We start from the raw sequence: 25,615 nt of genomic DNA, 5'->3' as shown, positions 1-25,615 counted from the left end.
GCACTGCGATGAGGTCCTGCGGCCGCACCTGGCCGCGGACGACGAGGACGACGACGCCTGGGCCGACGCCACCTGGAGCGACAGGGCCTGGAGCGACGAGGCCACGACCGACAAGGCCACGACCGACGAGCCTGCGACTCGAGTGCGCGGCTTCAACGAGGTCGTGGCTGCCGAGCCGCCGGCGCGTCCCGGCGTCGGCCTCGGTGGTCGTCCGAGGGGCTCGCCGACCGTTCCCGTCCGAGGGTGTATCGATACTCGTCATGGAGGACCGGCGGGTCGACCGGCTGCTCGACGCGCGGGACACGGGCGCCCGGCTCCCCCGGGACCCCGACCTGGACCTCGACGCGGCCTACGTCCTCGCCGCGGAGCTCGAGCACCGACTCACCGAGCGGGGGAACCGCCGGGTCGGGCGCAAGATCGGGTTCACCAACCGCGGGGCATGGGACGCGCACGGGCTCGACCGCCCGATCTGGGCGCCGGTCTACGACACCACTCTCACCCGTTGCCGGAGCCTCTCCCTCGGCGCGCTCCCCGAGCCACGCCTCGAGCCCGAGATCGTCCTCGGGGTCTCGCGGTACCCGGAGATCGCGTGGGCGGCGCTCGGCGTGGAGATCGTCGCCAGTCACCACCAGGGGTGGCGGTTCTCCCCCAGAGAGGCGGTCGCCGACTTCGGGCTGCACGCGATGCTGATCCTCGGCCCGCAGCTGCCGGTGGACGGGTTGGCGGACGTCGAGGTCGCCCTCTCCGGCCCCGGCTTCTCGACGACGGGTCGGGGTGCGAACGCCCTCGGCGGCCCGCGGCACGCGCTCGCCGCGTTGGCCGACCTCCCCGGCGCCATCCCCGTCGCCGACGGCGAGATCGTGACGACGGGGACGCTGGTCGACCCGCCGTGGATCGAGCCGGATCAGCGCTGGACCGTCTCCGTGACACACGGGCCGGAACTGATCGTCACCACCCGCCCCTGAGGAGGCACCCGGTCGCCCGGTACGGCTCCCTGCCGTTCCCGAGCGACCACACGTGTCACGGCGGCTTCAGATCCGCCACGGCCGCCAACCACCGGTCCAGCGTGTCGACGGCATCGGGCCCGAGGTCCACCCCGGCCTGCGCGCTCTCCCACACTCCCCGCGCCGAGGCGAGCATCTGGGTCCCGAGCGGGGTGACCTCGACGAGACGGGTCCGCCCGGTAGGCGTGACCTCGACGGCCTCGACCCAGCCCGCCGTCGCCATGCCGGCCAGTGTCCGACTGACCGTGGATCGCTCCATGGTCAGTGCGGCGGCGATGCCCGAGGGCGGGAGCGGCCCGCCGTGCGCGACGAGCGTCCCCAGGATCTCGGTCTGCGCGAGGGACAACCCCACCCGGGCCAGGGCGCCCTCGTAGATCCGGGCCACGGCGCGGTGCAGGCGGTCGATGCGGAGCCCCACGCACCCGGTGACGAGGTCTCGGGCCATCGCCTCGGCCGCGGATCGCTCAAGCGGGGACAACGGTGGTGACCGTTCCCGTGTCGAGGTCATAGACGTGCCCCGACACGGCGCCCCGCGCGGACACCAGGCCCGACGCGCGCAACAGGTCGACGTCGTGGCGCACCGTGCTCGCGGGGTCGGTGACGGCTCCGCCGACCGAAGCGGCCACGTCCTCGCCGACCGCCGCCGCGAACGCCTGCCGGAACGCGTCGTCCGCGAGGACGTGGGTGCCGCACTGCGTGTGGTGGACGACGGCGATCTCGAAGAGCGGGCCCTCCGGCCGGAGCTTCCGCTCCGAGAGGTAGGTGACGAAGGCGAGGTCGGCGAGCACCGTCGGTGTGACCCGCCCGCCGGCGTTCCGGATCACCGCCCCCTCGCCCGGCCCGAGCCCCAGGAACGCGGCCGGATCGGTACGCGGGTCGAGGCAGGTCACGACGATGACGTTCCCCGCCGGGTAGATCGGGACGTCGCAGTACGCGTCGCCCGCGGCGAAGCGGGCGTTCCGGTCGAGCAGCACGTCGAACGAGGCCACAGCCGTCTCCTCCAGTGATGTACCTACATCACTAGTGAAGCATGCGCAGGCCACAGATGACGGTCGACCTCCTGGAGGGCCAGGATCGACGCCGTGTGCACCGAGGCCCCCGATCCCGCCGCCGTCGCGTTCTCCGCGCCACGACCCGCCGTCGGGACGGCGGTCGACCCGGTCCATCTGGAACCGGTCGACGCCCTGACGATCACCGTCCTCGTCGACAACTCCTTCGACGCGCTCCTCGCCGACGCACCCGGAGTGACGCGGGCGCGGCTCGGCACCGGCCCCGGAGAGCCGGCCGACCAGTACGTCGACGGCCTCGCCCGGCCCGGGCTGGTGGCGGAGCACGGGTTCTCGGCGCTCGTCACGGTGACGCGGGACGGGCACGACCACACGCTGCTCTTCGACACCGGCGTCTCGCCGGAGGGCATGGCCGTGAACGGGCGCCGGCTCGACGTCGACCCCGGCGACGTCGGCGCCGTCGTGCTCTCCCACGGCCACGCCGACCACACCGGCGGCTTCCCGGGCCTGGAGCGGTGGCTCGGCCGGGCCGCGAGCCCGCTCGTGCTGCACCCGGTGGCCTTCACGGAGCGGCGCCTCACGCCTCCGGGCGGGGCGCCCTTCGTGATGCCGCGGCTCGATCGCGCCGCGCTCGTCGGGGACGGCATCGAGCTGATCGAGCGCCGCGAGCCGTCGTTCCTGCTCGGTGGCAGCGTGCTGATCACGGGCGAGGTCGACCGGACGACCGAGTTCGAGCAGGGAATGCCCTTCCACGAGGCCCGGGTGGACGGGGCCTGGACCCCCGACCCGTGGATCGTCGACGACCAGGCGCTCGTCGTCGACGTCCGCGGCCGGGGGCTCGTCGTGCTGACCGGCTGCGGGCACGCCGGGTCGGTGAACATCGCGCGCCACGCGCTCCGCCTCACCGGTCACGACCGGCTGCACGCCCTCCTCGGCGGCCTGCACCTCACCGGGCCCGGGTTCGAGCCGATCATCGAGCCCACCGTGGCCGCGCTCGTCGACCTCGCCCCGGACGTGGTCGTCCCCGCGCACTGCACCGGCTGGCGGGCGCAGATGCGACTGGCCCAGGCCCTCGGCGACGCGTTCGTGCCGGGCGCGGTGGGCAGCCGGTACAGCTTCGCGGCGTAGCGCCTCCGGAGAGCACGAACGGGCCGTTCGTCGCGGAAGATCGTGACGAACGGCCCGTTCGTCCGGGAGCAGCGGGGCGGCACCTACGCCTGCGCCACCTCGCGCTCGCGCGGCACCGCCGAGTCGGGGACGTCGTCGTCGCGACCCGGGGCCTCGCTGCGCGCGACGAACCCGTAGGCCGCGCCGACGAGCAGGCCGCCGCCGACGAGGTTGCCGAGCCCGACCCAGAGCATGTTCCAGGCGAAGTGCCCCACGGTCGCCTCGGGCAGGCCGCTGAACAGGCCGAGCCCGAAGATCGTCATGTTGGCGACGACGTGGTCGAAGCCCGTGGTGATGAAGGCGAGGAGTGCCCAGAACAGCACGACGAGCTTCGCGCCGTCCGATCGCGTGCGCGCGGCCATCCACACCCCGAGGCAGACCAGGAAGTTGCAGAGCACGCCGCGGAAGAACATCGTCGCGACCGTCTCGGTCTCCTTGGACCGGAACGTCGAGGTGAGGAAGTTCAGCGCGGCCGGCGGCTGCCCCGGGTTCGCGATCCTCAGCACGCCCGAGGCCTCGACGAGCAGGGAGAACAGCAGCCCGCCCACGAGGTTGCCGACGAACGAGAAGAGGATCACCGCGACCGCCGCGCCCACCCCGACGCGTCGCGCCCGACCGAACAGGCCGAGGACCATCGTCATCATGTTCCCGGTGGTCAGCTCGCCGCCGGCGAAGACCACCAAGGTCAGCGCGATCCCGAAGACCAGGCCCTGCACGAGCTTGGTGAACGGGCTGTTCGCGGCGTTGAGGGGTCCGGCGGCGGCCAGCATCAGGGCGACCGCCACGCCGATGTAGGCCCCGGCGAGCGCGGCGCTCACGAGGTAGGAGGCGGGCGAGCGCGACGCGCGCAGTTTCGTCGCGGCGGCCTCGGTCTGTTCCTCGACGGCCTCGCTGATGGGGATGGGCATGGTCACCTCTCGGACGGCGGGATCGTGCGTAGGCATACGAACAGTCGGTGCCCGTTCGGCGGTACGGAGGTCGTGAACAGGAGGTCAAGGCTGTGTCATGGTCGGCGCACAACGGGATGTCACGACACGAAGCGGACGGCGAACGGGGTAGTGGATCCGGCGTGACGGTCCAACCGATCGGTGCCGCCCTCGACCTGCTCGCCGACCGCGACCCCGACCGCCCGGCCGTCCACGACGTCGCGGGAGGGACCACGCTCTCCCGTCGCGAGGTGGCGGAGCGGTCCGCCGCCGTGGCCGCCGCCTGGTCCGACGACGTGGCGCGCGAGGACCTCGTCGGCCTGGCCCTCGGCAACACCGCCGACCTCGTCGTGGGGTGCGCCGCGGCGTGGCGCCTCGGCGCGACCCCACTGCCGCTGCCCCCGGAGCACGACGCGGTGCTCGACGTCGCCGCTCCCGCGCTCGTCGTCGGGACCCTCCCCCACCCGACGTCGGGTCGGGTGCCCGACCGCGAGCCGGCGTCGTCGTGGAAGGCGACCACCTCCGGCGGCAGTACCGGGGCCCCGAAGGTGGTCGTGTCCACCGGGCCCGCGACGGTCGACCCCGACGCCGACGTGGCCCCCTACCTGCCGCGCGAGCAGGTCCAGCTGGTCAGCGGGCCGCTGCACCACTCCGCGCCGTTCACCTACGCGCTGCGCGGGCTCATGACGGGCCACACCCTCGTCCTGCTCGACCGCTTCGAGCCCGGGGCCGTGCTCGACGCGGTCCCGCGCTTCGGCGTGACCTGGGCGCTGCTCGTCCCGACGATGCTCCACCGCCTGGCCCGCCATCCCGACGTCGGGTCCGCCGACCTCTCCTCGCTACGTCACCTCGTGCACCTGGGGGCGCCGTGCCCGCCGGAGGTCAAGCGCTGGTGGCTCGACCGGATCGGACCGGAGCGGGTCGTCGAGGTGTACGCGAGCTCGGAGTCGGCCGGGATCACGATGATCCGGGGCGACGAGTGGCTCGCGGCGCCGGGCTCGGTGGGGCGCCCGGTCGGCGGGTCGTCGTTCCGGATCGTCGGTCGCGACGGCGGGGAGCTCCCGGCCGGGGAGGTCGGCGAGGTGGTCATGACCCGGACCGGCGGGCCCCGCTACCGCTACGTCGGGGCCTCCGCGCGCCGGCTCCCCGGCTGGGACGGGTGGGACGCGCTCGGTGACCTCGGGTGGCTCGACCCCGAGGGGCGCCTCTACCTCGTCGACCGCGCGGACGACGTGATCCGCGTCGACGGGCACGACGTGTACCCCGCCCGGGTCGAGGCCGCCCTGGAACGGCACCCGGCCGTCCGCTCGGCCGCCGTGTTCGAGCTCCACGGCGGCGTGCACGCCCTGCTCGACCTGGACGCCGACGCCGATCCCGACGAGGTGGTGGCCGCCGCGGACCTGCCGGTCCGGGCGGTGCCGGCCGGCGTGGAGGTCGTCGACGGGCCGCTACGTGACGACGCGGGGAAGGTGCGGCGCTCGGCGTTGCGGGCGGCCCGCCTCACCGGCGGTGGCGGCTCGGGGCGTCGAGACGGCTGAAGCGGCGGTCGGCGGCGTCGTCGTCGCTGCGGTGGTTCCCGCTCGCCCGCGACGACGGCGGCGGCTCCTCCGCGCGGCGACGGCCCGGTTCCGGGGACGGGGACTCGTTCCCGAACGACATCAGCCGCCGCCGTCCGGTCGGCGCACGCCCGACCACGCCGGTCACGGCGTCCGGCTCGACCGGGCGTCGGGTGTCCCGCTGGGCGGCGGTGTGCGTCACCGGTGGGGCACCCTGCTGCACGCGCGAGGTCGGGACCGGCGTGGGCACCGGGGTCGGGACCGGCATCGGACCGCTCGGGGTGCGCGCACCCGGCGTCGGGAAGGGGGGCCGCACGGCGGGCCCCGGCAGGGAGGACGGGCCCGCGCGGCGGGAGTCGGGGACCGGCAGCGGGGCCCGGAAGCGCGGGTCGCGCCGGAAGTCCGAGGCCGGGCGGAGGGCGTTGAGGGCCGCGAGCGAGGACTCCTCGGTCTCCGCGGGCACGACCATCGCGCCGGCCGGGATCTGCGGCGGACGCGGGGCCTCACGTCGGGGACCACGCGGGCGCAGCGGGCGCTGCGCGGGCCCCGGGATCAGCGCGGGGCGCCGACCGGCGGCGAGGTCCTCGATCCAGCCGAGGCCGAGGGCCAGCACCACGGTGAGGCCGATCGCGGTTCCGACGAGGGCACCGGTGCCGGTCCAGTCGAAGCGGTCGTCGATGCTCGGCGCGACCGCGATCGCGACGTTGTGCCAGAGGTAGATCGTGACAGCCCGCGCGTTGATGACCGTGATGACGCGGCCGAGCAGCGGGATGCGCTCCAGCCAGGCCAGGCGCGGCGTGTAGCGCAGGACGAGCAGCACCGCGCCGAGCGAGACGAGGGCCTGGCCGAGCGGGATGTCGTTGAGGTCGATGCCGTTGTCGCCGGCGGGGTTGGCCAGGGCCCAGGCCGTGCCGGCGGCGATCGCCACGCCCGCGGCCAGCAGCGCCCAGCCCCACGGCATCCGGCGCAGCGACCCGTCGCGGTGCGCGAACCCGAGCATCCAGCAGCCGGCGAAGATCGCGGCGTCGGTCAGGGCCGTCCCGACCGACCCGAAGTCCCGGATCGCCCCGCCCAGCACGGCGTCCAGCGCGACGAGCGCCAGCGGCACCGTGATCGCGACCGCCGGGCGTCGCCGCCAGGCCCACAGCAGCGCGGGGGTCAACAGCACCAGCCACAGGTAGGTGCGGATGTACCAGAGCACCACCGTCGCGTCCCCGGCCCACTCGCTGCCCGGCGGGTCGAGCACCGGCACGAACCAGAACAGCCACTCGGACGCGCTCGGCGTCTCGTCCGGTCCGAACCCGTGCCAGACCATGATCGGCACGACGAGCAGCCCGAACAGCCAGAACGGCGGGAGCAGGCGCTTGAGCCGGCGCCCGATCACGTCGACGGCCTCGGCCCGCGCCAGCGACGCCAGCATCAGCGACCCGCCGAGCGCGAACATCACGCCCATCGACGGGAAGACGAAGGACAGCCAGCCCCAGCCGACGATGTGGTAGCCGATCACGCGGACCAGGGCGATCGCGCGGAGCACGTCGAGCCACCGGGTCCGCTCGAGCGGCTTCTCGTCCTTCTCCGACTTGCCGACGGGGGGTGTGGCCGCCTTCGGCGCCAGGTTCGCGTCGTTGCTGCCACCGGACGACGGCAACGACGCTTTCCTGCCACCGGGGGTCGGAGCCGCCACGGGCACGGGCGCCGCCTGGCCCGGCATCAGCGCGCGCAGCGCACCGAGCCGATGGATGCGCTGCCAGCGGACGCGCCCGCCGGTGACGGCCGAGAGCAGCGAGCGGAGCAGCACCGCGTACATCAGCGGGCGGTAGAGGATCTGCTGCACCGGGGCGACCCACAGCGGGCCCATCGGCTCGCCGTCGAGCCGGAACGCGTAGGCGGCGGCGCCGGTCTGCACCACGAGCATCGAGCCCCAGAGCACGAGCGTGAGGGCGGCGTCGCCGAAGAGCAGGCCGTAGACGAAGAAGACGTCGACCAGCGGCGCGGCCAACGGGAACAGCACCTGGAAGAGACCGATGTGGCCCAGGCCGAGCCATCCGGTGCGCCCGGAGGGGCCGCGTTCGCGCAGCGACCGGCGGTGCTTCCAGACCGCCTGCATCGTCCCGTAGGTCCACCGGTAGCGCTGCCGCCAGAGCTGCGACAGCGTCGTCGGCGCCTCGGTCCAGGCGATCGCGCGCTCCTCGTAGACCACGCGCCAGCCCGCCCGGCCGAGGGCGATCGTCAGGTCGGTGTCCTCGGCGAGGGTGTCGAGGGAGAGCCCGCCGACCTCGAGCACCGCCTCGCGGCGGAACGCCCCGGCGGCGCCGGGGATCGTCGTGATCGCGCGCATCGTGTCCTGCACGCGGCGGTCGATCCCGAAGCCGACCACGTACTCGATGTGCTGCAGGCGCGGGATCAGGGCGGCCCGGTTGGCGACCTTGACGTTCCCGGCGACCGCCCCGATCCCCGGGTCGGCGAACGGCGCGACGAGGTGGGCGATCGTGTCGGGCTGGAAGACGGTGTCGCCGTCCATCATCACGACGATGTCGTGCTTCGCCCGCGCGACGCCGGTGTTGAGCGCGATCGGCTTGCCGCTGTTGGGCTGGCGGATGACGCGGACGGCCGGCAGCCCGAGCGACTCGACGAGCTCGGCGGTGCCGTCGCTGGACCCGTCGTCGACGACGAGGATCTCCAGCGGGTGGTCGTTCGCGAGGATCGAGCGCAGCGTGGCCTCGATGTTCTCGGTCTCGTTGTAGGCCGGGACGATCACCGACACCGGCGGAGGGACCGTCGGGGGCGACCCCCAGGAGAAGGCGGGGTCCCGACGACGGCGGGCGTGGCGGCGGGCGACGACGAGCGTCAGCAGCAGCCGCAGGACCACGACGAGCCCGACCCCGATGAGCAGGCCCTGCAGCACCCGGACGGTGCCGGTCGCGAGGTCGACCGCCTCGACCAGGCCACCGCCGACGAGCCGGTCACGGTCCGAGGCGGGAGCGTGGGCGGAAGGCGCGCCGACCGCGCCGGTCACCGTGTCGAAGCGGTAGCCCTGGGCCTGCAGCTCGGGGATGAGCCGGTCGAGCGCGGCCACGGTCTGCGAGCGGTCACCGCCCGCGTCGTGCAGCAGCACCGTGGCGCCGACCCCGTTCTGCGGGGTGGCGTTGCGGACGATGGCGTCGACGCCCGGGCGCTGCCAGTCCTCGCCGTCGACGTCGGTGAAGACGTTGACGTAGCCGTCCTGCCCGGACTCGAGGATCGCGGCGTAGGCGCGGTCGTCGATCGCGTCGGGCGTGGACGAGTACGGCGGGCGGATCAGGTAGGTGGTCTCGCCGGTCGCGCCGGCGATGGCGAGCTGGGTCTCGCCGAGCTCGCGTTCCAGTCGCCAGCGCGGGACCTGCGACAGATCGGCGTGGGTGAAGGTGTGGATGCCGATCTCGCTGCCCGAGGCGCGGATCGCGCGCAGCAGGTCGGGGTGGCGCACCCCGAGCGAGCCGACGACGAAGAACGTGCCGGGCACCCGGTGCTTCGCGAGCACCGCGAGGATCTGCGGGGTCCAGGTGGGATCGGGGCCGTCGTCGAAGGTCAGCGCGACGGTGCGGGGCGGCAGGGCCGTGGAGCGGGCGGGCTCCACGCGACCGTCGACGAAGATGCCACCGCGCGACACCGACGGCGGGACCGCGGCGCTGTCACCCTGGTCGTGGTTCGCGTCGTTGCCGATCGTGGCGTTCACGAGTCCGGTGACCCCGAGGACGGTGGCCACCATCAGGGCGAGCACGGCGACCACGAGCCACGTGCCGAGCGACGGACCGGTCCGCCCGGAGGCCGATCGACGTGCCACGTGCGTTCACCTGCCCTCACCCGACGAGGCCACGCACCGTGACCGTGTCCGTAGTGTGACATCTCGATCCGGTCACGCCACGGAGGACCGAGAGTGCCAGTTCACGGTCGGTCAGCACGCTCGGGCGATCCGTCCGGTTCGTCCCGGAGATCGGTCACGGTCCGGAGCAGCGACGGTGGACTTGCGGCGCGGTCGTGCCCACCGTCACGGTTTCCCCGTGCCCGCACCCCGCCGACGGTCCCGCCTGGTCCGCCGCCTCCTGGCCGTCGAGATCGTGACCGTCCTGCTGACGGTGCTCATCGCGGCGGGGGTCAGCGCGGTCAGCACCCGCACGCTGGTGGAGGACGACGAGGCCGCCCGCATGCTCGGGCTCGCCACCGCGCTCGCCGTCGCGCCAGGGGTCCCGGAGGCCGTCACCGCGCGCGACGTCGCCCGGCTCGAGCCGGCCGCCGAGGCGGTGCGCCGGGACGCCGACGCCTCGTTCGTGACGATCATGACGCCTGACGGCATCCGCCTCACCCACCCCGACCCGGCGCTGATCGGGCAGACCTACCAGGGCACCTTCGCGCCGGCCGCGCGCGGCGAGACGCTGGTCGAGACGTTCCCGGGCACGCTCGGCCCGTCGGTGCGGGCGATCGTGCCGGTGCGGGCCGGTGTCACGGGACCCGTCGTCGGGATGGTGGCCGTGGGGCTGCTGCGCGTCGACGTGTTCTCGCGGGTGCTGCGCGAGCTCGGGTACCTGGCGCTCGGCGCGGTGGCGGCGATCGGTCTCGGCACCGGGCTCGCCGTCCTGGGCGCGCGGCGGGTGCGCCGGGACACGCTGGGCCTGGAACCGGCCGAGATCACCGCGCTGCACCGTCACCACGAGGCGGTGCTGCACGCCATCCGCGAGGGGCTGCTCGTGCTGGACGCGGACGACCGCGTCGTCGTCGTGAACGACGAGGCGACCCGCCTGCTCGAGGTGACCGGACCCGCCGTCGGGAAGACCCTGGAGGAGCTCGGGGTGGATCCGGCGCTGGCCTCGCGGCTGGCCGACCCGAGCCCGGTGGCGGACGAGTCGCTGCTCGTCGGGGAGCGGTTGCTGCTGGTCAACCGGACGCGGACGGACGAGGCGAGCGGAGCGACGGGAGACCGGGACGACTCGTGGGTGATCACCCTGCGGGACCGGACCGAGGTCGAGCAGGTGATGCGGGCGCTGGACGACGCCCGGTCGGTCGCGGGGGCGCTGCGCTTCCAGGCCCACGAGCACGCCAACCACCTCCAGGCGGTCTCGACGCTCATCGAGCTCGGCGCGCACGACGACGCCCGCGACCTCGCCGTGCGCTGGAGCCGCGACATCGCCGACCTCGGGGCCGACCTGCGCGAGCGCATCGCCGACCCGGCCCTCGCCGCCCTGGTCCTGGACAAGGCCACCGACGCGCGCGACCGCGGCGTCGACCTGCGGGTGCGGGGACGGACGGCGGCGTCCGACGGGAGCGACGACCTCGTCACGGTCGTCGGGAACCTCCTCGACAACGCCCTCGACGCGGTGCTCACGACGGCGGGTCGGGGCGTCGTGGAGCTCGACCTCGCGGACTCCGGGGAGGGCCTCACGATCCGGGTGGCGGACGACGGCCCCGGCCTCGCCGATCCCGAGGCGGCGTTCCGGGCGGGCTGGTCGACGAAGGCGGGCGGGCCCCGCGGGCTGGGGCTCGCCCTGGTGGCGCGGGTGGTCGAGCGCCGGGGCGGGACGGTGACGACGGGCCCGGGGGTCGACGGGACCGGCACCGGCTTCGTCGTGGTGCTGCCCTCAGGTGCTCGCGAGCCGGTAGCCCACGCCCCGCACGGTGACCACGAGGCCGGGGACGCCGAGGCGTGAGCGCAGCGCGGCGACGTGCACCTCGAGGGTGCGCCCGCCGGCGTCGGCGCCGTGGTCGTCCGGGGCCAGGCCCCAGACGTCGTCGAGCAGTTCCTCGCGGGTGGCGACCTTGCCCCCGCGACGGGCGAGCGCGGCGAGCAGGTCGAACTCCTTGCGGCGCAGCGCGACCTCGGCCCCGTCGACGTGCACGGAGCGGGCGGCCAGGTCGACCTCGAGCGGCCCGGCCGTGATCGTGGAGACCAGGGCGTGGCCGGACACCCGCCGCATCACCGCCTCGATGCGGGCGAGCAGCTCGTCGACCGAGAACGGCTTGACGACGTAGTCGTCGGCCCCGCTGCGCAGGCCCATCACGCGGGCACTGTCGTGGCCCCGGGCGGTCACGGCGATGATCGGCACCGCCGACCGGCCGCGGATGCGCCGGCACACCTCGATGCCGTCGAGGTCGGGCAGCCCGAGGTCGAGCAGGACCAGGTCGGGCGGATCGACCTCGTCGGCGACCGCCGCGACCGCGGCCATGCCGCTCGACGCGGTGCCCACCCGCCATCCCTGGGCGCGCAGCAGCTTCGTCAGTGCGTCCCGCACCGGTGCGGTGTCCTCGACGAGCAAGACCTTCATCGTTGGCTCAAAGATTCCTCAAGTTCGTGCTGCGCGACCTGGGTCCCTGGGGCAAGTGTTCCTCACACTCACCCCAGCGGATGAGAGCTGCACCACTATGGAGGAGACACCGATGTCGACGACCACCCAGGCCCCGCCGACCGATCCCCCGCCGTCGAGCTCGAAGCGGGGCGGCGTCTACAAGCAGCTCTGGTTCTGGGTCATCGTCGGCATCGTCGCGGGCATCGTCGTCGGCTTCACCGCGCCCGGCTTCGCCTCGGACCTCAAGGTCCTGCCCGACATCTTCATCCAGCTGATCAAGATGGTGACCGCACCGGTCATCTTCTGCACGGTGATCGTCGGGATCGCCTCGATCGGCAACCTCGCGGCCGCGGGCGGCATCGCCGGCCGGGCCCTCGCCTACTTCCTGCTCATGACGCTGATCGCGCTCGGCCTCGGGCTGGTCGTGGTCAACATCGTGCAGCCGGGGGCGGGCTTCCCCCAGATCCCGCCGGACCCGGCCACGCTCGCCGAGGCGCAGGAGGACGTCGCCCAGGGCGCCCAGGGCGGCGGCGCGCTGGACTTCATCCAGGGCACGCTGCTCCCGGAGAGCTTCCTCGGCCCGTTCGTCGAGAACGAGATCCTGCGCGTCCTCGTCCTCGCGATCCTCGTGGCCGCCGCGACCTCGATGCTGGCCCCGGCCCTGCGCAAGCGCGTCGTCGGCGGGATCGACCTCATCGCCAAGGTCATCTTCGGCATCATCCGCATGATCATGTTCCTGGCGCCGCTCGCGGCCTTCGGCGGCATCGCCTACACCGTCGGCGCCCTCGGCGGCGAGAGCCTCACCAACCTGCTCTCGCTCATGGTCACCTTCTGGGCGACCTGCGCGATCTTCGTGTTCGGCGTGCTGTTCGTGGTCTGCGCGATCTCCGGCTTCAACGTCTTCAAGCTGATCCGGATGATCAAGGACGAGATCCTCATCATCGTCGGCACCTCGTCGTCGGAGACGGTGCTCCCCCGCCTGCTGGCCAAGCTCGAGGCCGCCGGCGCCTCCCGCTCGACGGTCAGCATGGTGCTGCCGACCGGGTACTCGTTCAACCTCGACGGCACCTGCATCTACCTGACGATGGCCGCGCTGTTCATCGCCCAGGCCGGCGGGCAGGACCTGCCGTGGGGCGTGCAGCTCGGCCTGGTCGCCCTCATGCTGCTCACCTCGAAGGGGGCCGCGGGCGTCTCCGGCGCCGGGCTCATCACGCTGGCCGCGTCGCTGCAGGCGTTCGGCGGGGAGTTCTACACGGTGGAGTCGATCGCCATCGGCATCGCGATCATCGCCGGCATCGACCGGATCATGAGCGAGGGCCGCGCGCTCACCAACGTCATCGGCAACAGCGTGGCCGTCATGGTCGTGGCCGGCTGGTGCGGCGAGCGCGACGACGAGCGCTTCCAGGCCGCCCTGAACGACCCGTCCCTCGTCCGCGACGCGATCGAGCAGGAGACGCACGGCGGCGAGGAGGAGGAGGACGCCGCGGACCGCACCCCGGTGGGGGCGTCCGCGTAGTCACCCCGTTCAGGACGAGCGAAGGGCCCCTCCGGTCGATCTACTCGACCGGAGGGGCCCTTCGCTCGGTGCGGGAACGGACCTCAGTACGTCGGCAGCGAGGTGTCGACCTGCTGCGCCCAGCCGGTGACGCCGCCGCCCACGTGCACGGCGTTGGAGAACCCGGCGTTGTGCAGCGCGGAGAGCGCCTCGGCGGAACGGACGCCGGACTTGCAGTACAGGATCGTCTGGCGGTCCTGCGGGATCTCGGAGAACGCCTCGCCCGAGAGGATCTTGTCCTTCGGGATGAGCTTCGCGCCCGGGATCCGCACGATCTCGAACTCGTGCGGCTCGCGGACGTCGATCAGCTCGAACTTGTCGCCGGCGTCGATCTTCTCCTTGAGCTCGACGGCGGTGATCGTGTGCCCGGCCGCGGCCGACTGCGCCTCGTCCGACACGACGCCGCAGAAGGCCTCGTAGTCGATGAGCTCGGTGACCGGCGTGGCGTTCGGGTCGCGCCGGATCTTCACCTCGCGGTACTCCATGTCGAGGGCGTCGTAGACCTTGAGCCGACCCAGCAGGGTGTCGCCGATGCCGCAGATCAGCTTGATGGCCTCGGTGACCATGATCGAGCCGATCGACGCGCACAGCACGCCCAGCACGCCGCCCTCGGCGCACGACGGGACCATGCCCGGCGGCGGGGGCTCGGGGTAGAGGTGCCGGTAGTTGAGGCCCTGCCCGTTCGGGGCGTCCTCCCAGAACACCGACACCTGGCCCTCGAAGCGGAAGATCGAGCCCCACACGTAGGGCTTGCCCAGCAGCACCGCGGCGTCGTTCACCAGGTAGCGGGTGGCGAAGTTGTCGGTGCCGTCGAGGATCAGGTCGTAGTCGCGGAAGACGTCCAGCGCGTTCGACGCGTCCAGCGGCTGCTGGTGCAGGTTGACCTGCACGAAGGGGTTGATCTCGGCGACCGACTCCTTCGCCGACTGGGCCTTCGGCTTGCCGATGTCGGACTGGCCGTGGATGACCTGGCGCTGCAGGTTCGACTCGTCGACGACGTCGAAGTCGACGATGCCCAGCGTGCCCACGCCCGCGGCGGCGAGGTAGAGCAGGGCGGGGCTGCCGAGACCGCCCGCGCCGACCACCAGGACCTTCGCGTTCTTCAGGCGCTTCTGACCGTCGACGCCGACGTCCGGGATGATGAGGTGCCGCGAGTAGCGGGCGACCTCCTCCTTCGTCAGCTCGGCGGCCGGCTCGACCAGGGGCGGCAGGGTTGCCATCGGGCGTTCAGCTCCTCATACGACGACTGCTCGACCCGATTCAACCCCATGCCCGGGCCGGGTGTTCCCGACGTGCAGCCGTGGTCTCAGCGGACCGGGTTGGGCCAGGCGTTGGGGCGGCAGACCGAGCCGTCGCGCGGGATCTGGATCCCCTGCGGGTTGGCGTCGGTGAGCTGGGCCAGGTAGTCGTTCGACACCCCGAAGCTCTGCTGCATCATCACCGGCGCGAGCGCCCCGTTCGCCGGGCACGGCACGTGCTGGTTGCGGAAGACGTGCCCGACCTCGTGGTTGATCGCGTACTGCCGGTAGAGCCCCAGCTGCCCCTCGAACGCCGCCGCGCCGCGCACCCACCGCGACCCGTTGATCAGCACCCGCCCGATGTCGGACTTCCAGCACGACGCCTCGTAGCGGATCTGGTAGCCGCACTGCGCCCGCGTGGTGAGCTGCGAGGTCAGGCTGATCCGGAAGTCCGGGACGACGCCCGCCGAGGCGTCGACCCGACGGAGCGCGATCTGGCCGCTCCCGGTCCAGCTGCGGGGGTCGTCGAGGGTCGCGTCGACGGCGGTGGCGAACGCCGCGTCGCCCTCGGCCAGGGTCGCGCCGTCCTCGACCTCGACGGTGTAGGTGTACACCCGCCCCGTCCCGACCTGCGTCGTCCCGCCGGGCAGCACCCGCCACGTCCCCTCGCCGGAGACGGGGAAGTCCCCGCCGGCCGGGAGCTCCGCGGTCGGGATGTCGACCCCGGCGTAGTCGCCCCCGGAGGGCGCCTCCCCGACGACGGGTCCCTGCTCGGCGGCGGCCGCGGGCGAGCGGACGTCGGTGGTCCCGGCGTCGGGCGCCAGGGCCCGCACGACGACGAAGCCGGTCAGGGCCAGCAGCACCACGGCGAGCGCCGCGAGGGCGCCCCGCCGGGAGCGGGACGGCGTCCCGGGCGTCGCCGCGTCCCGTGGCTGGGGCGACCACGACGCGGCCAGCGGCTCGCCGCGCCGACGGGACCGGCGCGGCCCGTCCGACCCGTGCCCCGCCGCGTCGTCCGCCTCGCGCTCGGGCGGGCGCGTCCTGCGGGACGGGCCGGACGATCGGGTCACCCCGGCACGGTCCCACAGACATCCGGACGAACCACCGCGGAGTCCCACGTGCCGTCGGCCACCGCGTCGACCATGCCCAGGATCGCGCGGGCCACGACGGCGGGCCGTTCCATCTGGGCCACGTGCCCGGTCCCGGGCAGGCGGAGCAGCCGGGCGCGCGGGATCGACGCGACGGTCCGACGGGCCTTGCGCACCGAGATCAGCCGGTCGACCTCGCCCCACACGACGAGGGTGGGTGTCCGCACCCGGGCGGCGATCGACCACAGCGACCGGGACCGCGGCGCGAACCAGGTGGACACGAGGCCGCCGAACGACCGCTGCAGCGCCTCGGCGAGCCACGGGTACTCGGCCCGCTGGGCCTGCTCGGCGACCGCCTGGGCGAAGGCGGCGGGGCTCACGGCATCGGGGTCGGCGTAGCAGAGCCGCATCGTGCGGCGCAGGCGCGTGCCGGGGTCCTCCGCGGCCAGCTCCCGCCGTGTGCGGGCGCCGACGAGCGGGATCGCGGCCAGCGCCATCTTGCCGTCGCCGAGCCGCGTGGGGGCCGGGCGCAGGTCGGGCATCGCGGGACTGACCAGCGTCGTCGTCCGGACGGCGTCGGGGTGGTCGGCCGCGACGGTCATCGCGACCGCGCCGCCGAGCGAGTTGCCGACCAGGTGCACGGGCTCGCCGAGCGAGGCGACGAAGGCCCCGACGGCGTCGGCGTGGGCGCGCAACGAGTAGTCCCGGTCGACGCGCGGGGTGGAGTGCCCGAAGCCCGGCAGGTCGACCGCGTGGCCCGTCCAACGCGAGGACAGCGCGCCGGCCAGATCGGTCCAGTTGGTGGCGGACCCACCGAGACCGTGCACGTAGACGACGGTCCCCTCGGCCGCGCCGACCGCGGGGGTGTCGCGCACGTGCAGCTCGACGCCGTCGACCACGACCCGACGGCCCGGCCAGTGCGGCGTGGGGTCGCCGATCGGCCCGAGAGCGCTCGTCGGAGCGAACGGGAGCGGGCTCCCGTTCACCTGCGGGCCACTCCCCGGAGCCGTGATGGTCACGATGACCATGGTGCAGGTGGACGACAGGTGAAGCGAATCCGGCTCACCGGTGTTCCGCAGGGCGACGACCGGCGCACGGCGCGTGACGGGAGCACCCCGGCGGCACGGTCGGTAGGGTCGCTGCGACCGGGTGGAGCGGCAGGTCCGCCCGGGCGGCGGACGTCGATGCGGGGAGCGGGGCAGCGATGAGCGAGACCGGAGCGGCGGCGCGGACGGCGGCCGGCGGGTCGCCCCCGGCGGGATCGGCCGGCCGGCCGCGCATGTCGCGCTCGCAGCGGCGGGCGCAGCTCCTCGCGGCCGCCCGCTCGGTGTTCGGGGCCCAGGGCTACCACGCGGCGGCGATGGACGAGATCGCCGAGCGCGCCGGGGTCAGCAAGCCGGTGCTCTACCAGCACTTCCCCGGCAAGCTCGACCTGTACCGGGCGCTGGTGGAGTCCGCGGCCAACGAGATGGTGCGCACGGTGCGGGCGGCGATGCGCTCCACCACCGACAACAAGGCCCGCGTGCACGCGGCCGTGCAGGCCTACTTCGACGTGGTGTCCTCACGCGACGGCGCGATGCGCCTGGTGTTCGAGACCGACACCCGGGCGACGCCCGAGATCGCGGAGATCGTCGACCGGGCGACGAGCGACTGCATCGACGCGGTGACCGAGGTGGTCACCGCGGACGCCGGCCTGGAGCCCGAGCGGGCCCGGCTGCTCGCGGTCGGCCTGGTCGGTCTCTCGACGACGGCGGCGCGCTACTGGCTGGACGCCGGGCTGCAGCCGCCCCGCGAGGACGCCATCGCCCTCATGTCCACCCTCGCCTGGCGAGGGATCGGCGGCGGGTTCCCCCGGCAGGAGGGCTGACGCCCGCCCGGCCGGGAGACCCCGACGTCAGGGGAACCCTCAGCTGCCGACGCCGAAGCCCACGCGGCGCACCTCGGACGGCGCGATCTCCACGTAGGCGATCCGGGTGGCCGGGATGAGGTAGCGGCGGCCCTTGTCGTCGGTCAGCGACAGGGTGCCGCTGCTGCCGGACAGGGCACCGTCCACGAGCTCCGCCACCTCGTCGGGCGTCTGCCCGCTCGAGACGACGAGTTCGCGCGGGCTGTCCGCGACGCCGATCTTGACCTCCACGCGACCCTCCGGTCCTCGTTCGTTGACCTGGCGACCGCGAGGCTAGTCGAGAACGGGGCACCCCGGCGGCCGGGCTCGCTCAGGGCGAACGCGCGCTACAGGCCGAGGGCGGCGACCCGCTTGTTGTGCGCCGACTTGAGTCGCTTGAGCACCGGGGAGCGCGTCCCCGAGGTGCCCTCCGCGACCACGGCGGCGAGGCCGGGGTTCTCGTCCAGGGCCGCGGTCACGGCGGCGAGCGCCTCCCCGAGCAACCGGCGGGCCCACATCGAGAGCCGGCCGTGCACCTGGGGGTCAGCGCACGCCGCGCGGACCCGCTCGGCCACGAACGCGTCGTGTCCGGCGTCGGCGATCACCTCGCGCACCAGCTCGGCGTCGGGGCCGGAGAGGCCGTCGAGGGCCTCGGCCTGCAGGTCGGTGACCAGACCGCGCCCGAGCGTCGTCGCGACGAGGCCCTCCACCCAGTCGCGCGCAGCCAGGGTGCGCAGCAGCCCGTCGACCCGCTCGACGAACGGCGCCATCGCCTCGGACACCTCGACCCCGCCCGCGGCGAGGTGGTCGCGCACCCGGCGGAAGTGGTCCATCTCGACGGCGGCCAGGGTCGCCAGCTCGATGCGTCCCGGGAGGTCGGGGGCCCGCTGCGCGTCCGCGGCGAGGCGGCTGAACGCGGCGAGCTCGCCGTAGGCCACGAGGCCCAGCAGGGCCCGCGATTCGTCCCGTACGCCGCCGTCGCTCACGGCGCGGAAGCCTACGACCACCCGTCCGTGCACCGCCTGCGACCACGACGCCCGGCGGTGGTGGTGAACAACGTCGCCCACACCCGCTATCATGGCGTCAGGTCCAGGCCGGTGACACCCCTACCTGACCGATGTGGCCCCGCACGGGACCGCTCCCCCACGCCCCGTCGCCGGCCGCAGGGCCTCCCGCCCCCGGGCGGGCCGGCGCCGTCGGCCCCCGGAGCGGGACGCACCAGCGCGCGCGGGTCTCCCTGGTTCTCCCGCCTCCTCGTGCCCGACGGCATCGCTGCCCGGGCGGAGCGGTCGAGCCAACCGGCACATCTCGCGTGCACCAGACGCGAGAGAGGCAGACCCCTGAACTCCACCGACAACCCCGAGAGCACCGACACCGAGGCTCCCGAGGCCGCCACCGAGGTCGTCACCCAGGCCGTGGCCACCACCACGTCGTCCGACGCCTCCCCCACGTTCGCCGAGCTCGGCGTCATCCCGGAGATCGTCGAGTCGCTCACCGCGAACGGCATCGAGCGCACGTTCGCGATCCAGGAGCTGACGCTGCCGCTGGCACTGGCCGGCGAGGACGTGATCGGCCAGGCGCGCACCGGCACCGGCAAGACGCTGGGCTTCGGCGTCCCGCTGCTGCAGCGCCTCGGCACCCCCACCGAGGACGGCACGCCGCGCGCGCTCGTCGTCGTCCCCACCCGTGAGCTGTGCCTGCAGGTCGCGAAGGACCTGGAGGGCGCCTCCAAGGGCCTCGGCACGCGCGTCGTCTCGATCTACGGCGGCCGCCCCTACGAGCAGCAGATCGCCGCGCTGCAGTCCGGCGTCGAGCTCGTCGTCGGGACCCCCGGCCGACTCCTCGACCTCGCGCAGCAGGGCCACCTGGTCCTCGCCAAGGTCGGCGGGCTGGTGCTCGACGAGGCCGACGAGATGCTCGACCTGGGCTTCCTGCCCGACGTCGAGCGCATCCTGTCGATGCTGCCCGACCAGCGCCAGACGATGCTCTTCTCGGCCACCATGCCGGGCCCGATCATCACGCTGGCCCGCACGTTCCTCACGCAGCCGACGCACATCCGCGCCGAGCAGGTCGACGCCAGCGCCATCGGCGAGCGCACCGCGCAGTTCGTCTACCGCGCCCACGCGATGGACAAGGTCGAGATGCTCGCCCGCACGCTGCAGGCCGACGAGCGCGGCCCGACGATGGTGTTCACCCGCACCAAGCGCACCGCGAGCAAGGTCTCCGAGGAGCTCGCCGAGCGCGGGTTCAAGGTCGGGGCCGTGCACGGCGACCTCGGTCAGGGTGCCCGCGAGCACGCCCTCAAGGCCTTCCGCAACGGGCGCATCGACGTCCTGGTCTGCACCGACGTCGCGGCCCGCGGGATCGACGTCACCGGCGTCACCCACGTCGTGAACTACCAGTGCCCCGACGACGCGAAGACCTACGTCCACCGCATCGGCCGCACCGGCCGGGCGGGCAAGACGGGCATCGCGATCACGCTCGTCGACTGGGACGACCTGCCCAAGTGGAAGATGATCTCCGACGACCTGGAGCTCGGCGCCCCCGAGCCGCCGGAGACCTACTCGAACTCCAAGCACCTCTACCGCGACCTCGACATCCCCGCGGACGCGACCGGCCGGGTGGCCCGTCGTCGTCGGCCCGCGGAGGAGGAGGCCGAGGACGGTGCACCCGCCCGGGAGCCGGCCGAGGCCACCGAGGAGCCGTCGCGCCCACGACGCGCCCGCAGCCGTACCCGTCGTCGTGCGGGCGAGGTCGTGGCCGGGACCGACGAGACCGTGACCGACGGCGACGCGGTGCCGGAGGAGTCCTCCGCCGCGGGTCCCGACACCGGCGACTCGGACGACACCGACGGCGAGGGCTCGCGTTCGCGCCCCCGCCGCCGTCGTCGTGGACGCGGCCGGACCCGCAGCGACGCGCCCGAGGCCGAGGCCGTCGCGGTCGGTGCCGACTCCGACTGATTCCATAGCCGGGTGAGCAGCGCACCCCCGGAGCAGCGCGAGGCCCCGTCGCGGCGGGACACGTGGTGGCCCCGGGCGGAGCGCCGCCGCCGGGCGGACCTCGTGGTGATCGCGCTGATCGTGGTCGCCGCGATCGTCGGGGTCGTGCTCGTCGTCCGCTCGGGCGACGAGGCCTCGACCACCCTGCAACAGTTCCGCACCGTCCCGACCCCGGACACGGCGGCCGTGCCGACGGTCCTGCGCGAGGCGTGGCGGGCCGCCGACCCGGTCGGTGCCTCCCCGGGACCCGGCCTGCTCGGCGGGCCGGTGAGCGTGGGTGCGGCGGTGGCCACCGGCCGCACCGACGCCGACGGCACCGCGGTGGTCACCGGCCTCGACGCCGCCACCGGCGCCGTGGCCTGGGAGTACCGCCGACCCGACCCGCTGTGCACCCTCGGCGAGGGGTCCGGCGTGGTCCTCGCCCTCTTCGCGACGACGTCGCCCGTGGGCACCTTCTGCAGCGACGTCGCCTCCTTCGACCCCTCGACCGGGGAGCGCGGCCCCACCCGCAACGCCGACGTGCGACCCGGTACGCGGCTGCTCGCGGACGGCTCCCACGTCACCGCCACCGGCCGGGACTACCTCGAGGTGTGGCGCGACGACCTGGTCGCGACCCTCGAGTACGGCGCTCTCCCCACCCCGGTCCAGAGCACCCCGCAGCCGCGGGCGCAGTGCCCGCACACCTCGATCACGGTCGGGGCGGACGACGTCGCCGTGCTCGAGCGCTGTCCCGGGGAGCCGTCCGACCGGCTGTCGGTGCTCTCGTCGGCCCCAGCCGAGTACGACAAGCCCGAGGACCGGTTCAGTGTCCTCTCCGGGGTGACCGGCGGGCGCCTGGTGGCCACCGCCGAGTCGCGCACGGCCCTGGAGGCCCCGGACGGGACGCTGCGGGTGTACGACGCGGCCGGCACCCCGGTCGCCACGGTGCCGCTCGGGGCGGCCGCGGGCACGATCCCCGACTCCACGGCCACCGACCCGGCGGGCCAGGGCCTCGGGGCGCGCCTCGCGGGCCCGGTGCTGCTGTGGTGGACCGGCACCGCCACGATCGGCCTCGACTCCTCGACGCTGCTCCCCCGCTGGACCCTGCCCGGCACCCTCGGCCCGGGGGCCGCGGTGCCCACCGGCGTCCTCGGCGCTCCGACCACCGTGCTCGTCCCGGTCCCCGGCGGCCTCGTCCCGGTGGACGCCGCGACGGGGGCGCTGCGCCCGCTGATCACGGTCGACCGGCGCGCGGACCCGGCGGGACCGGTCGGTGTGGACGTCGTCGGGGCGACCGTGGTGGAACAGCGCGGCGGCTCCGTGGTGGGGCTGCGCCCGCCCGCCTGACCCGGGCGACCCGTCGTCGGGACGGGAGTTCGCGCGACCCGCCACGTCACCGGGATGGGGCACACTTCGGAGGATGAGCCACGAGCCCCTCCCGGTGCGGGTCGTCGAGGCGCCCCGGGCCGCGGCGCAGCTCACCCCGCACCGCGGGCAGCGGGTGGAACTGGCGGGGTCGGTCGTGGCCCTGCGGGCCGAGGCACGGGCCCGCACGCCCGACGAGCCGTGGGACGCGGTCGCGGTGCTCGTGCCCGGCTACTCCGGCTCCAAGGAGGACTTCGCGCCGCTGATCGACCCCGTCGCGGACGCCGGGATCGGGGTCCTCGCGCTGGACCTGCCGGGGCAGTTCGAGTCACCGCCGCTGGCGAGCGAATCGGACCACCGGGCGAGCACCCTGGGCGCGGTCGTCGCGCGGATCGTGGCGGACGAGGCGGACGCGGGCCGCACCGTCCTGCTGCTGGGGCACTCCTTCGGAGGGCTGGTCGCGCGGGCCGCAGTGCTCGCCGGCGCCCCGGTGCGCGGCCTGACGCTGATGGACACCGGGCCGGGCGAGCTGCCGATGGGGCCGCGCCGCACCCGGCTGGACGTCCTGGAGCCGGTCCTGCGCCGGCGCGGGCTGGACGCCGTCGTCGCGCTCCGCGAGGAGGCGGGCGACTGGGAGGCGGCCACCCCCGCCGTCGCCGCCTTCCTCCGGCAGCGGCTGGAGCGGTCGTCGCCGGTCGCGCTGCTCGGGATGGGCGACGCGCTGCGCAGCGAACCCGACCGCGTGCCGGAGCTCGTGGCCGCGCTGCGCGGCCGCCGCCTCGCGACGCTCGTGGTGTGCGGCATGCACGACGACGCCTGGCCGGTCACCACCCAGCGCACCATGGCCGACCGGCTGGAGGCCGAGTTCGCGGCGGTGCCCCACGCGGCGCACTCGCCGAACGTCGAGAACCCCGCCGCCCTGCTCGACGTCCTCGTCCCCACGTGGCGGACCTGGCTGCGCGAGGACACCCTGGAGCCATGACGGATCTCCCGCAGGATCCCGAGCTCGGCTACTTCGGGCCCGGGAGCGCGACCTGGAAGGTGATGGCCGACCCGGCGGCCGGCCCGGGCGGGATCGCCGCACTGTTCACGCAGGCGCTGCACCCGCGCGCGCTCGCGGGCGTGGACCAGCACTCCGACTTCCGCACCGACTTCTGGCCGCGGCTGGCCCGCACCGCCGAGTACGTCATGACCGTCACCTACGGGCCGCGGGAGAAGGTCGACCGGATCGCGGGACACGTCCGGCGGGCCCACGAGCACGTGCGCGGGGTCGACCCGGTCACCGGGCGCACCTACGCCGCCTCGGAGCCCGACCTGCTGCGTTGGGTCCACGTCACCGAGGTCCACGGCTTCCTCGACGCCGTGCAGCGCGCCGGCGGCGGGCTCACCGACGAGGAGGCCGACCGGTTCCTCGCCGAGCAGGTCCGGGCGGCGGAGCTCCTCGGGGCCACCGACGTCCCGTCGTCCCGGGCCGAGGTCGCCGCCTATTTCGAGGCCGTCCGCCCCGAGCTGCGCGCGTCGGCCACGAGCCGCAGCGGTGCCCTGCGCCTGCTCGCCCCGCCCCTCCCGACGAGGGTCGCCCTCACCACGCCCGCCCGTCCGGCCTGGACCGCGCTCGCCACACTCGGCTTCGCGCTGCAGCCCCGCTGGGCCCGGCGGATGCACGGGCTGCCCGGGCTCCCGACGACGGATCTCGCGGCCGGCCTGGCGGTCCGCGCGCTGCGCACGACGGTGCTCGCCCTGCCCGAGACCTGGCAGCGCGGTCCCGTGGCCCGCGAGGCGCTCGCGAAGGAGAAGGCCCTGCTGGGGAACGCGGCGTGACCGGACGCGCCACCGCATCCGACGCCGCCGCGCTCGACGCCGCCGACCCGCTCGCCGGGTGCCGGGAGCGGTTCGTCCTCGGACCGGAGACCGCCTACCTCGACGGCAACTCCCTCGGCCGCCCCCTGGCCGTGACCGCCGAGGCGCTCGCCCGCTTCACCCGGGACGACTGGGGCGGCCGGCTGATCCGGGGGTGGGACGAGCAGTGGGTGGAGCTCCCCACGGAGCTCGGGGACCGGCTCGGGTCGATCCTGCTCGGGGCCGCGCCCGGGCAGACGATCGTCGGCGACTCCACGAGCGTGCTGCTCTACAAGCTCGCCCGCGCGGCCGTCGACGCGGCGCCGGCCGGACGCGACGAGATCGTGCTGTCCGACGACGACTTCCCCACCGACCGCTACCTGCTCGAGGGCATCGCCGCGGAGACCGGCCGCACCCTGCGCTGGATCCCGACCGACCGGGCCGGCGGGGTGTCGGTCGAACAGGCCGCCGCGGCGGTCGGGCCCCGGACGGCCCTCGTCGTGCTCTCCCACGTCACCTACCGGTCCGGCTACCTCGCGGACGCGGCGGCGGTCACGGGGGTCGCCCACGACGCCGGCGCGCCGGTCCTCTGGGACCTCTGCCACTCGGTGGGGTCGGTGCCGGTCGAGCTGGACGGCTGGGGCGCGGACCTCGCCGTCGGGTGCACCTACAAGTACCTCGGCGGCGGTCCGGGTGCCCCCGCCTTCGCCTACGTCGCCCGGCGCCACCACGGCGTGCTGCGCCAGCCCATCCAGGGGTGGTTCGGGCGCGCCGACCCGTTCGCGATGGCCGCGGGCTACGAGCCGGCCGCGGGCATCCGCCAGTTCCTCTCCGGCACCCCGCCGGTGCTCGCCACCGTGCCGCTGCAGGTGGGGCTCGACCTGTACGCCGAGGTCGGGATCGACGCGGTCCGGGCGAAGTCGGTGGCGCTGACCCGGTTCGCCGTCGGGATCGCCGACGACCTCGGCCTCGAGCTCGCCTCCCCGCGCGACCTGGACCGCCGCGGCGGGCACGTCACCCTGCGGCACCCCGACGCGCAGGCGCTGGTGGCCACGCTCTGGGAGCGCGGCGTCATCCCCGACTACCGGGCCCCCGACGGCATCCGTCTCGGTCTCGCGCCGCTCTCGACGTCGTTCGCGGAGGTGGCGTCCGGGTTCGAGGTGCTCGCCGAGCTCGTCGCCGGTCAGGCCCACCAGTTGAGGTAGAGCACCACCAGCACGGTCACCGGCACGGCCGCCGCGGCGAGGGTCGCCGCCCACACCGGCGTCCGCCGGGAGGCCGCGATCCCGGTCGCGGCGAGCGCGACGACCGCGCCCGCGACGTGGCCGACCACCACGCCGAGCCCCGGTCCGGCGGCGCGCAGCACCAGCGGCGCCACGACCACCACGAGCGCCAGCACCATCAGCCCGCCGGTCAGCACCCGCGCGACCTCCACCAGCCGCATCAACGCGGTCGGCCGGTGCCGGCCGATCGGCTGCCCGAACGCGCCCGTGCGCGGGGCGGACGACGGGAGACCCGACGGCAGGGCCTGCAGGTGCCGGGGCGTGGCCACGTGCGGGAGGGTCGGGCCGTCGGGGACCGGACGCTCCATCGGCGTCCCCGGGGCCGGGGTGAACGCACGGTCCATGGCCGCCCAGCCCTGCGGCGGAGTCGGGTCGTCCGGCTGCCGGGCGGTCATCGGAGTCCTTCC

General features: G+C 74.6%; 22 protein-coding genes. 11 read left to right on the top strand and 11 right to left on the bottom strand.

Going from position 1 to position 25,615, the window contains the following annotated elements:
• Positions 1-260: 260 nt before the first annotated feature.
• The gene (locus tag QSK00_RS19890) at positions 261-965 is read left to right on the top strand and encodes a 2-keto-4-pentenoate hydratase (RefSeq protein ID WP_285593285.1); all 705 of its coding nucleotides are present in this window, start codon (positions 261-263) and stop codon (positions 963-965) included.
• A 55-nt stretch (positions 966-1,020) separates the two neighbouring features.
• On the opposite strand, the gene QSK00_RS19885 is transcribed toward QSK00_RS19890, so the two are convergent.
• Both QSK00_RS19885 and QSK00_RS19880 read right to left on the bottom strand, forming a co-directional pair.
• Positions 1,021-1,449, bottom strand: a complete 429-nt coding sequence (locus QSK00_RS19885) for a MarR family winged helix-turn-helix transcriptional regulator (RefSeq protein WP_285593284.1) — start codon at positions 1,447-1,449, stop codon at positions 1,021-1,023.
• Between the two features lie 19 nt (positions 1,450-1,468).
• Positions 1,469-1,993: a carbonic anhydrase gene (locus QSK00_RS19880; protein ID WP_285593282.1), complete on the bottom strand. Its 525-nt coding sequence runs from the start codon at positions 1,991-1,993 to the stop codon at positions 1,469-1,471.
• Between the two features lie 93 nt (positions 1,994-2,086).
• Between QSK00_RS19880 and QSK00_RS19875 the strand changes: the two genes are divergently transcribed.
• A complete protein-coding gene (locus tag QSK00_RS19875) occupies positions 2,087-3,139 on the top strand; it encodes an MBL fold metallo-hydrolase (RefSeq protein WP_285593280.1) in 1,053 nt (350 codons plus the stop codon).
• Positions 3,140-3,222: 83 nt separating this feature from the next.
• Here the strand turns inward: QSK00_RS19875 and QSK00_RS19870 are convergent, their stop codons facing one another.
• Complete coding sequence (locus QSK00_RS19870) at positions 3,223-4,086, bottom strand: formate/nitrite transporter family protein (protein WP_285593278.1); 864 nt, start codon at positions 4,084-4,086, stop codon at positions 3,223-3,225.
• A 161-nt stretch (positions 4,087-4,247) separates the two neighbouring features.
• Between QSK00_RS19870 and QSK00_RS19865 the strand changes: the two genes are divergently transcribed.
• Positions 4,248-5,642, top strand: a complete 1,395-nt coding sequence (locus QSK00_RS19865) for an AMP-binding protein (RefSeq protein WP_285593275.1) — start codon at positions 4,248-4,250, stop codon at positions 5,640-5,642.
• Here the strand turns inward: QSK00_RS19865 and QSK00_RS19860 are convergent.
• A complete protein-coding gene (locus tag QSK00_RS19860; RefSeq protein WP_285593273.1) occupies positions 5,605-9,483 on the bottom strand; it encodes a glycosyltransferase in 3,879 nt (1,292 codons plus the stop codon). The genes QSK00_RS19865 and QSK00_RS19860 overlap by 38 nt on opposite strands.
• A 217-nt stretch (positions 9,484-9,700) precedes the next feature.
• On the opposite strand from QSK00_RS19860, the gene QSK00_RS19855 reads away from it, so the two are divergent.
• Entirely contained in the window at positions 9,701-11,341 is a 1,641-nt protein-coding gene (locus tag QSK00_RS19855) for a sensor histidine kinase (protein WP_285593271.1), read from the top strand.
• On the opposite strand, the gene QSK00_RS19850 is transcribed toward QSK00_RS19855, so the two are convergent.
• Positions 11,273-11,956: a response regulator transcription factor gene (locus tag QSK00_RS19850; protein WP_285593269.1), complete on the bottom strand. Its 684-nt coding sequence runs from the start codon at positions 11,954-11,956 to the stop codon at positions 11,273-11,275. The genes QSK00_RS19855 and QSK00_RS19850 overlap by 69 nt on opposite strands.
• Positions 11,957-12,068: 112 nt before the next feature.
• Between QSK00_RS19850 and QSK00_RS19845 the strand changes: the two genes are divergently transcribed.
• Positions 12,069-13,493 (top strand): cation:dicarboxylate symporter family transporter, encoded by a 1,425-nt coding sequence (locus tag QSK00_RS19845; RefSeq protein ID WP_285593267.1) that lies wholly within the window; start codon positions 12,069-12,071, stop codon positions 13,491-13,493.
• Positions 13,494-13,576: 83 nt separating this feature from the next.
• Here QSK00_RS19845 and moeZ read toward each other — a convergent pair whose 3' ends face one another.
• The 3 genes from moeZ to QSK00_RS19830 all read right to left on the bottom strand — a co-directional run bounded on the left by moeZ (position 13,577) and on the right by QSK00_RS19830 (position 16,886).
• Entirely contained in the window at positions 13,577-14,752 is a 1,176-nt protein-coding gene (moeZ, locus tag QSK00_RS19840; protein WP_285593265.1) for an adenylyltransferase/sulfurtransferase MoeZ, read from the bottom strand.
• Between the two features lie 86 nt (positions 14,753-14,838).
• On the bottom strand, positions 14,839-15,840 hold the full coding sequence (locus tag QSK00_RS19835) for a DUF3152 domain-containing protein (protein WP_285593263.1): 1,002 nt from the start codon (positions 15,838-15,840) through the stop codon (positions 14,839-14,841).
• Complete coding sequence (locus QSK00_RS19830) at positions 15,837-16,886, bottom strand: alpha/beta fold hydrolase (RefSeq protein WP_285593261.1); 1,050 nt, start codon at positions 16,884-16,886, stop codon at positions 15,837-15,839. The genes QSK00_RS19835 and QSK00_RS19830 overlap by 4 nt, the downstream gene beginning before the upstream one ends.
• 176 nt (positions 16,887-17,062) lie before the next feature.
• Here QSK00_RS19830 and QSK00_RS19825 point away from each other — a divergent pair, with 176 nt between their 5' ends.
• Complete coding sequence (locus QSK00_RS19825) at positions 17,063-17,725, top strand: TetR/AcrR family transcriptional regulator (protein ID WP_285593259.1); 663 nt, start codon at positions 17,063-17,065, stop codon at positions 17,723-17,725.
• 39 nt (positions 17,726-17,764) lie between these two features.
• Here QSK00_RS19825 and QSK00_RS19820 read toward each other — a convergent pair whose 3' ends face one another.
• Both QSK00_RS19820 and QSK00_RS19815 read right to left on the bottom strand, forming a co-directional pair.
• The gene (locus tag QSK00_RS19820; protein WP_179796746.1) at positions 17,765-17,995 is read right to left on the bottom strand and encodes a DUF3107 domain-containing protein; all 231 of its coding nucleotides are present in this window, start codon (positions 17,993-17,995) and stop codon (positions 17,765-17,767) included.
• A 95-nt stretch (positions 17,996-18,090) separates the two neighbouring features.
• Complete coding sequence (locus QSK00_RS19815) at positions 18,091-18,729, bottom strand: ferritin-like fold-containing protein (RefSeq protein ID WP_285593257.1); 639 nt, start codon at positions 18,727-18,729, stop codon at positions 18,091-18,093.
• Between the two features lie 429 nt (positions 18,730-19,158).
• Here QSK00_RS19815 and QSK00_RS19810 point away from each other — a divergent pair, with 429 nt between their 5' ends.
• The 5 genes from QSK00_RS19810 (at position 19,159) to QSK00_RS19790 (ending at position 25,130) form a co-directional block, all read left to right on the top strand.
• Positions 19,159-20,703 (top strand): DEAD/DEAH box helicase, encoded by a 1,545-nt coding sequence (locus QSK00_RS19810; protein ID WP_285593255.1) that lies wholly within the window; start codon positions 19,159-19,161, stop codon positions 20,701-20,703.
• A gap of 12 nt (positions 20,704-20,715) precedes the next feature.
• A complete protein-coding gene (locus QSK00_RS19805; RefSeq protein WP_285593253.1) occupies positions 20,716-22,068 on the top strand; it encodes an Rv3212 family protein in 1,353 nt (450 codons plus the stop codon).
• Between the two features lie 73 nt (positions 22,069-22,141).
• Complete coding sequence (locus QSK00_RS19800; RefSeq protein ID WP_285593251.1) at positions 22,142-23,068, top strand: alpha/beta fold hydrolase; 927 nt, start codon at positions 22,142-22,144, stop codon at positions 23,066-23,068.
• On the top strand, positions 23,065-23,907 hold the full coding sequence (locus tag QSK00_RS19795; protein ID WP_285593249.1) for an oxygenase MpaB family protein: 843 nt from the start codon (positions 23,065-23,067) through the stop codon (positions 23,905-23,907). Before QSK00_RS19800 ends, QSK00_RS19795 begins: the two co-directional genes overlap by 4 nt.
• A complete protein-coding gene (locus QSK00_RS19790; protein WP_285593247.1) occupies positions 23,904-25,130 on the top strand; it encodes a kynureninase in 1,227 nt (408 codons plus the stop codon). The genes QSK00_RS19795 and QSK00_RS19790 overlap by 4 nt, the downstream gene beginning before the upstream one ends.
• On the opposite strand, the gene QSK00_RS19785 is transcribed toward QSK00_RS19790, so the two are convergent.
• Positions 25,109-25,603 (bottom strand): hypothetical protein, encoded by a 495-nt coding sequence (locus QSK00_RS19785; RefSeq protein ID WP_285593245.1) that lies wholly within the window; start codon positions 25,601-25,603, stop codon positions 25,109-25,111. The two genes, QSK00_RS19790 and QSK00_RS19785, sit on opposite strands and share 22 nt — an antisense overlap.
• Between the last annotated feature and the right edge of the window lie 12 nt (positions 25,604-25,615).

Source organism: Actinomycetospora sp. NBRC 106378, assembly GCF_030269685.1.
Classification (GTDB): Bacteria; Actinomycetota; Actinomycetes; order Mycobacteriales; family Pseudonocardiaceae; genus Actinomycetospora.
Note: the sequence above shows the minus strand (reverse complement) of the source record. Positions and strands in the feature narration are given on the sequence as shown.

Excerpts from the sequence above, each read along its gene's own strand:
- QSK00_RS19845 (WP_285593267.1), top strand. The coding sequence starts at position 12,069 with ATGTCGACGACCACCCAGGCCCCGCCGACCGATCCCCCGCCGTCGAGC.
- QSK00_RS19785 (WP_285593245.1), bottom strand. The coding sequence starts at position 25,603 with ATGACCGCCCGGCAGCCGGACGACCCGACTCCGCCGCAGGGCTGGGCG.
- QSK00_RS19825 (WP_285593259.1), top strand. The coding sequence starts at position 17,063 with ATGAGCGAGACCGGAGCGGCGGCGCGGACGGCGGCCGGCGGGTCGCCC.
- QSK00_RS19850 (WP_285593269.1), bottom strand. The coding sequence starts at position 11,956 with ATGAAGGTCTTGCTCGTCGAGGACACCGCACCGGTGCGGGACGCACTG.
- QSK00_RS19885 (WP_285593284.1), bottom strand. The coding sequence starts at position 1,449 with ATGGCCCGAGACCTCGTCACCGGGTGCGTGGGGCTCCGCATCGACCGC.
- QSK00_RS19890 (WP_285593285.1), top strand. The coding sequence starts at position 261 with ATGGAGGACCGGCGGGTCGACCGGCTGCTCGACGCGCGGGACACGGGC.
- moeZ (WP_285593265.1), bottom strand. The coding sequence starts at position 14,752 with ATGGCAACCCTGCCGCCCCTGGTCGAGCCGGCCGCCGAGCTGACGAAG.
- QSK00_RS19795 (WP_285593249.1), top strand. The coding sequence starts at position 23,065 with ATGACGGATCTCCCGCAGGATCCCGAGCTCGGCTACTTCGGGCCCGGG.
- QSK00_RS19870 (WP_285593278.1), bottom strand. The coding sequence starts at position 4,086 with ATGCCCATCCCCATCAGCGAGGCCGTCGAGGAACAGACCGAGGCCGCC.
- QSK00_RS19800 (WP_285593251.1), top strand. The coding sequence starts at position 22,142 with ATGAGCCACGAGCCCCTCCCGGTGCGGGTCGTCGAGGCGCCCCGGGCC.
- QSK00_RS19830 (WP_285593261.1), bottom strand. The coding sequence starts at position 16,886 with ATGGTCATCGTGACCATCACGGCTCCGGGGAGTGGCCCGCAGGTGAAC.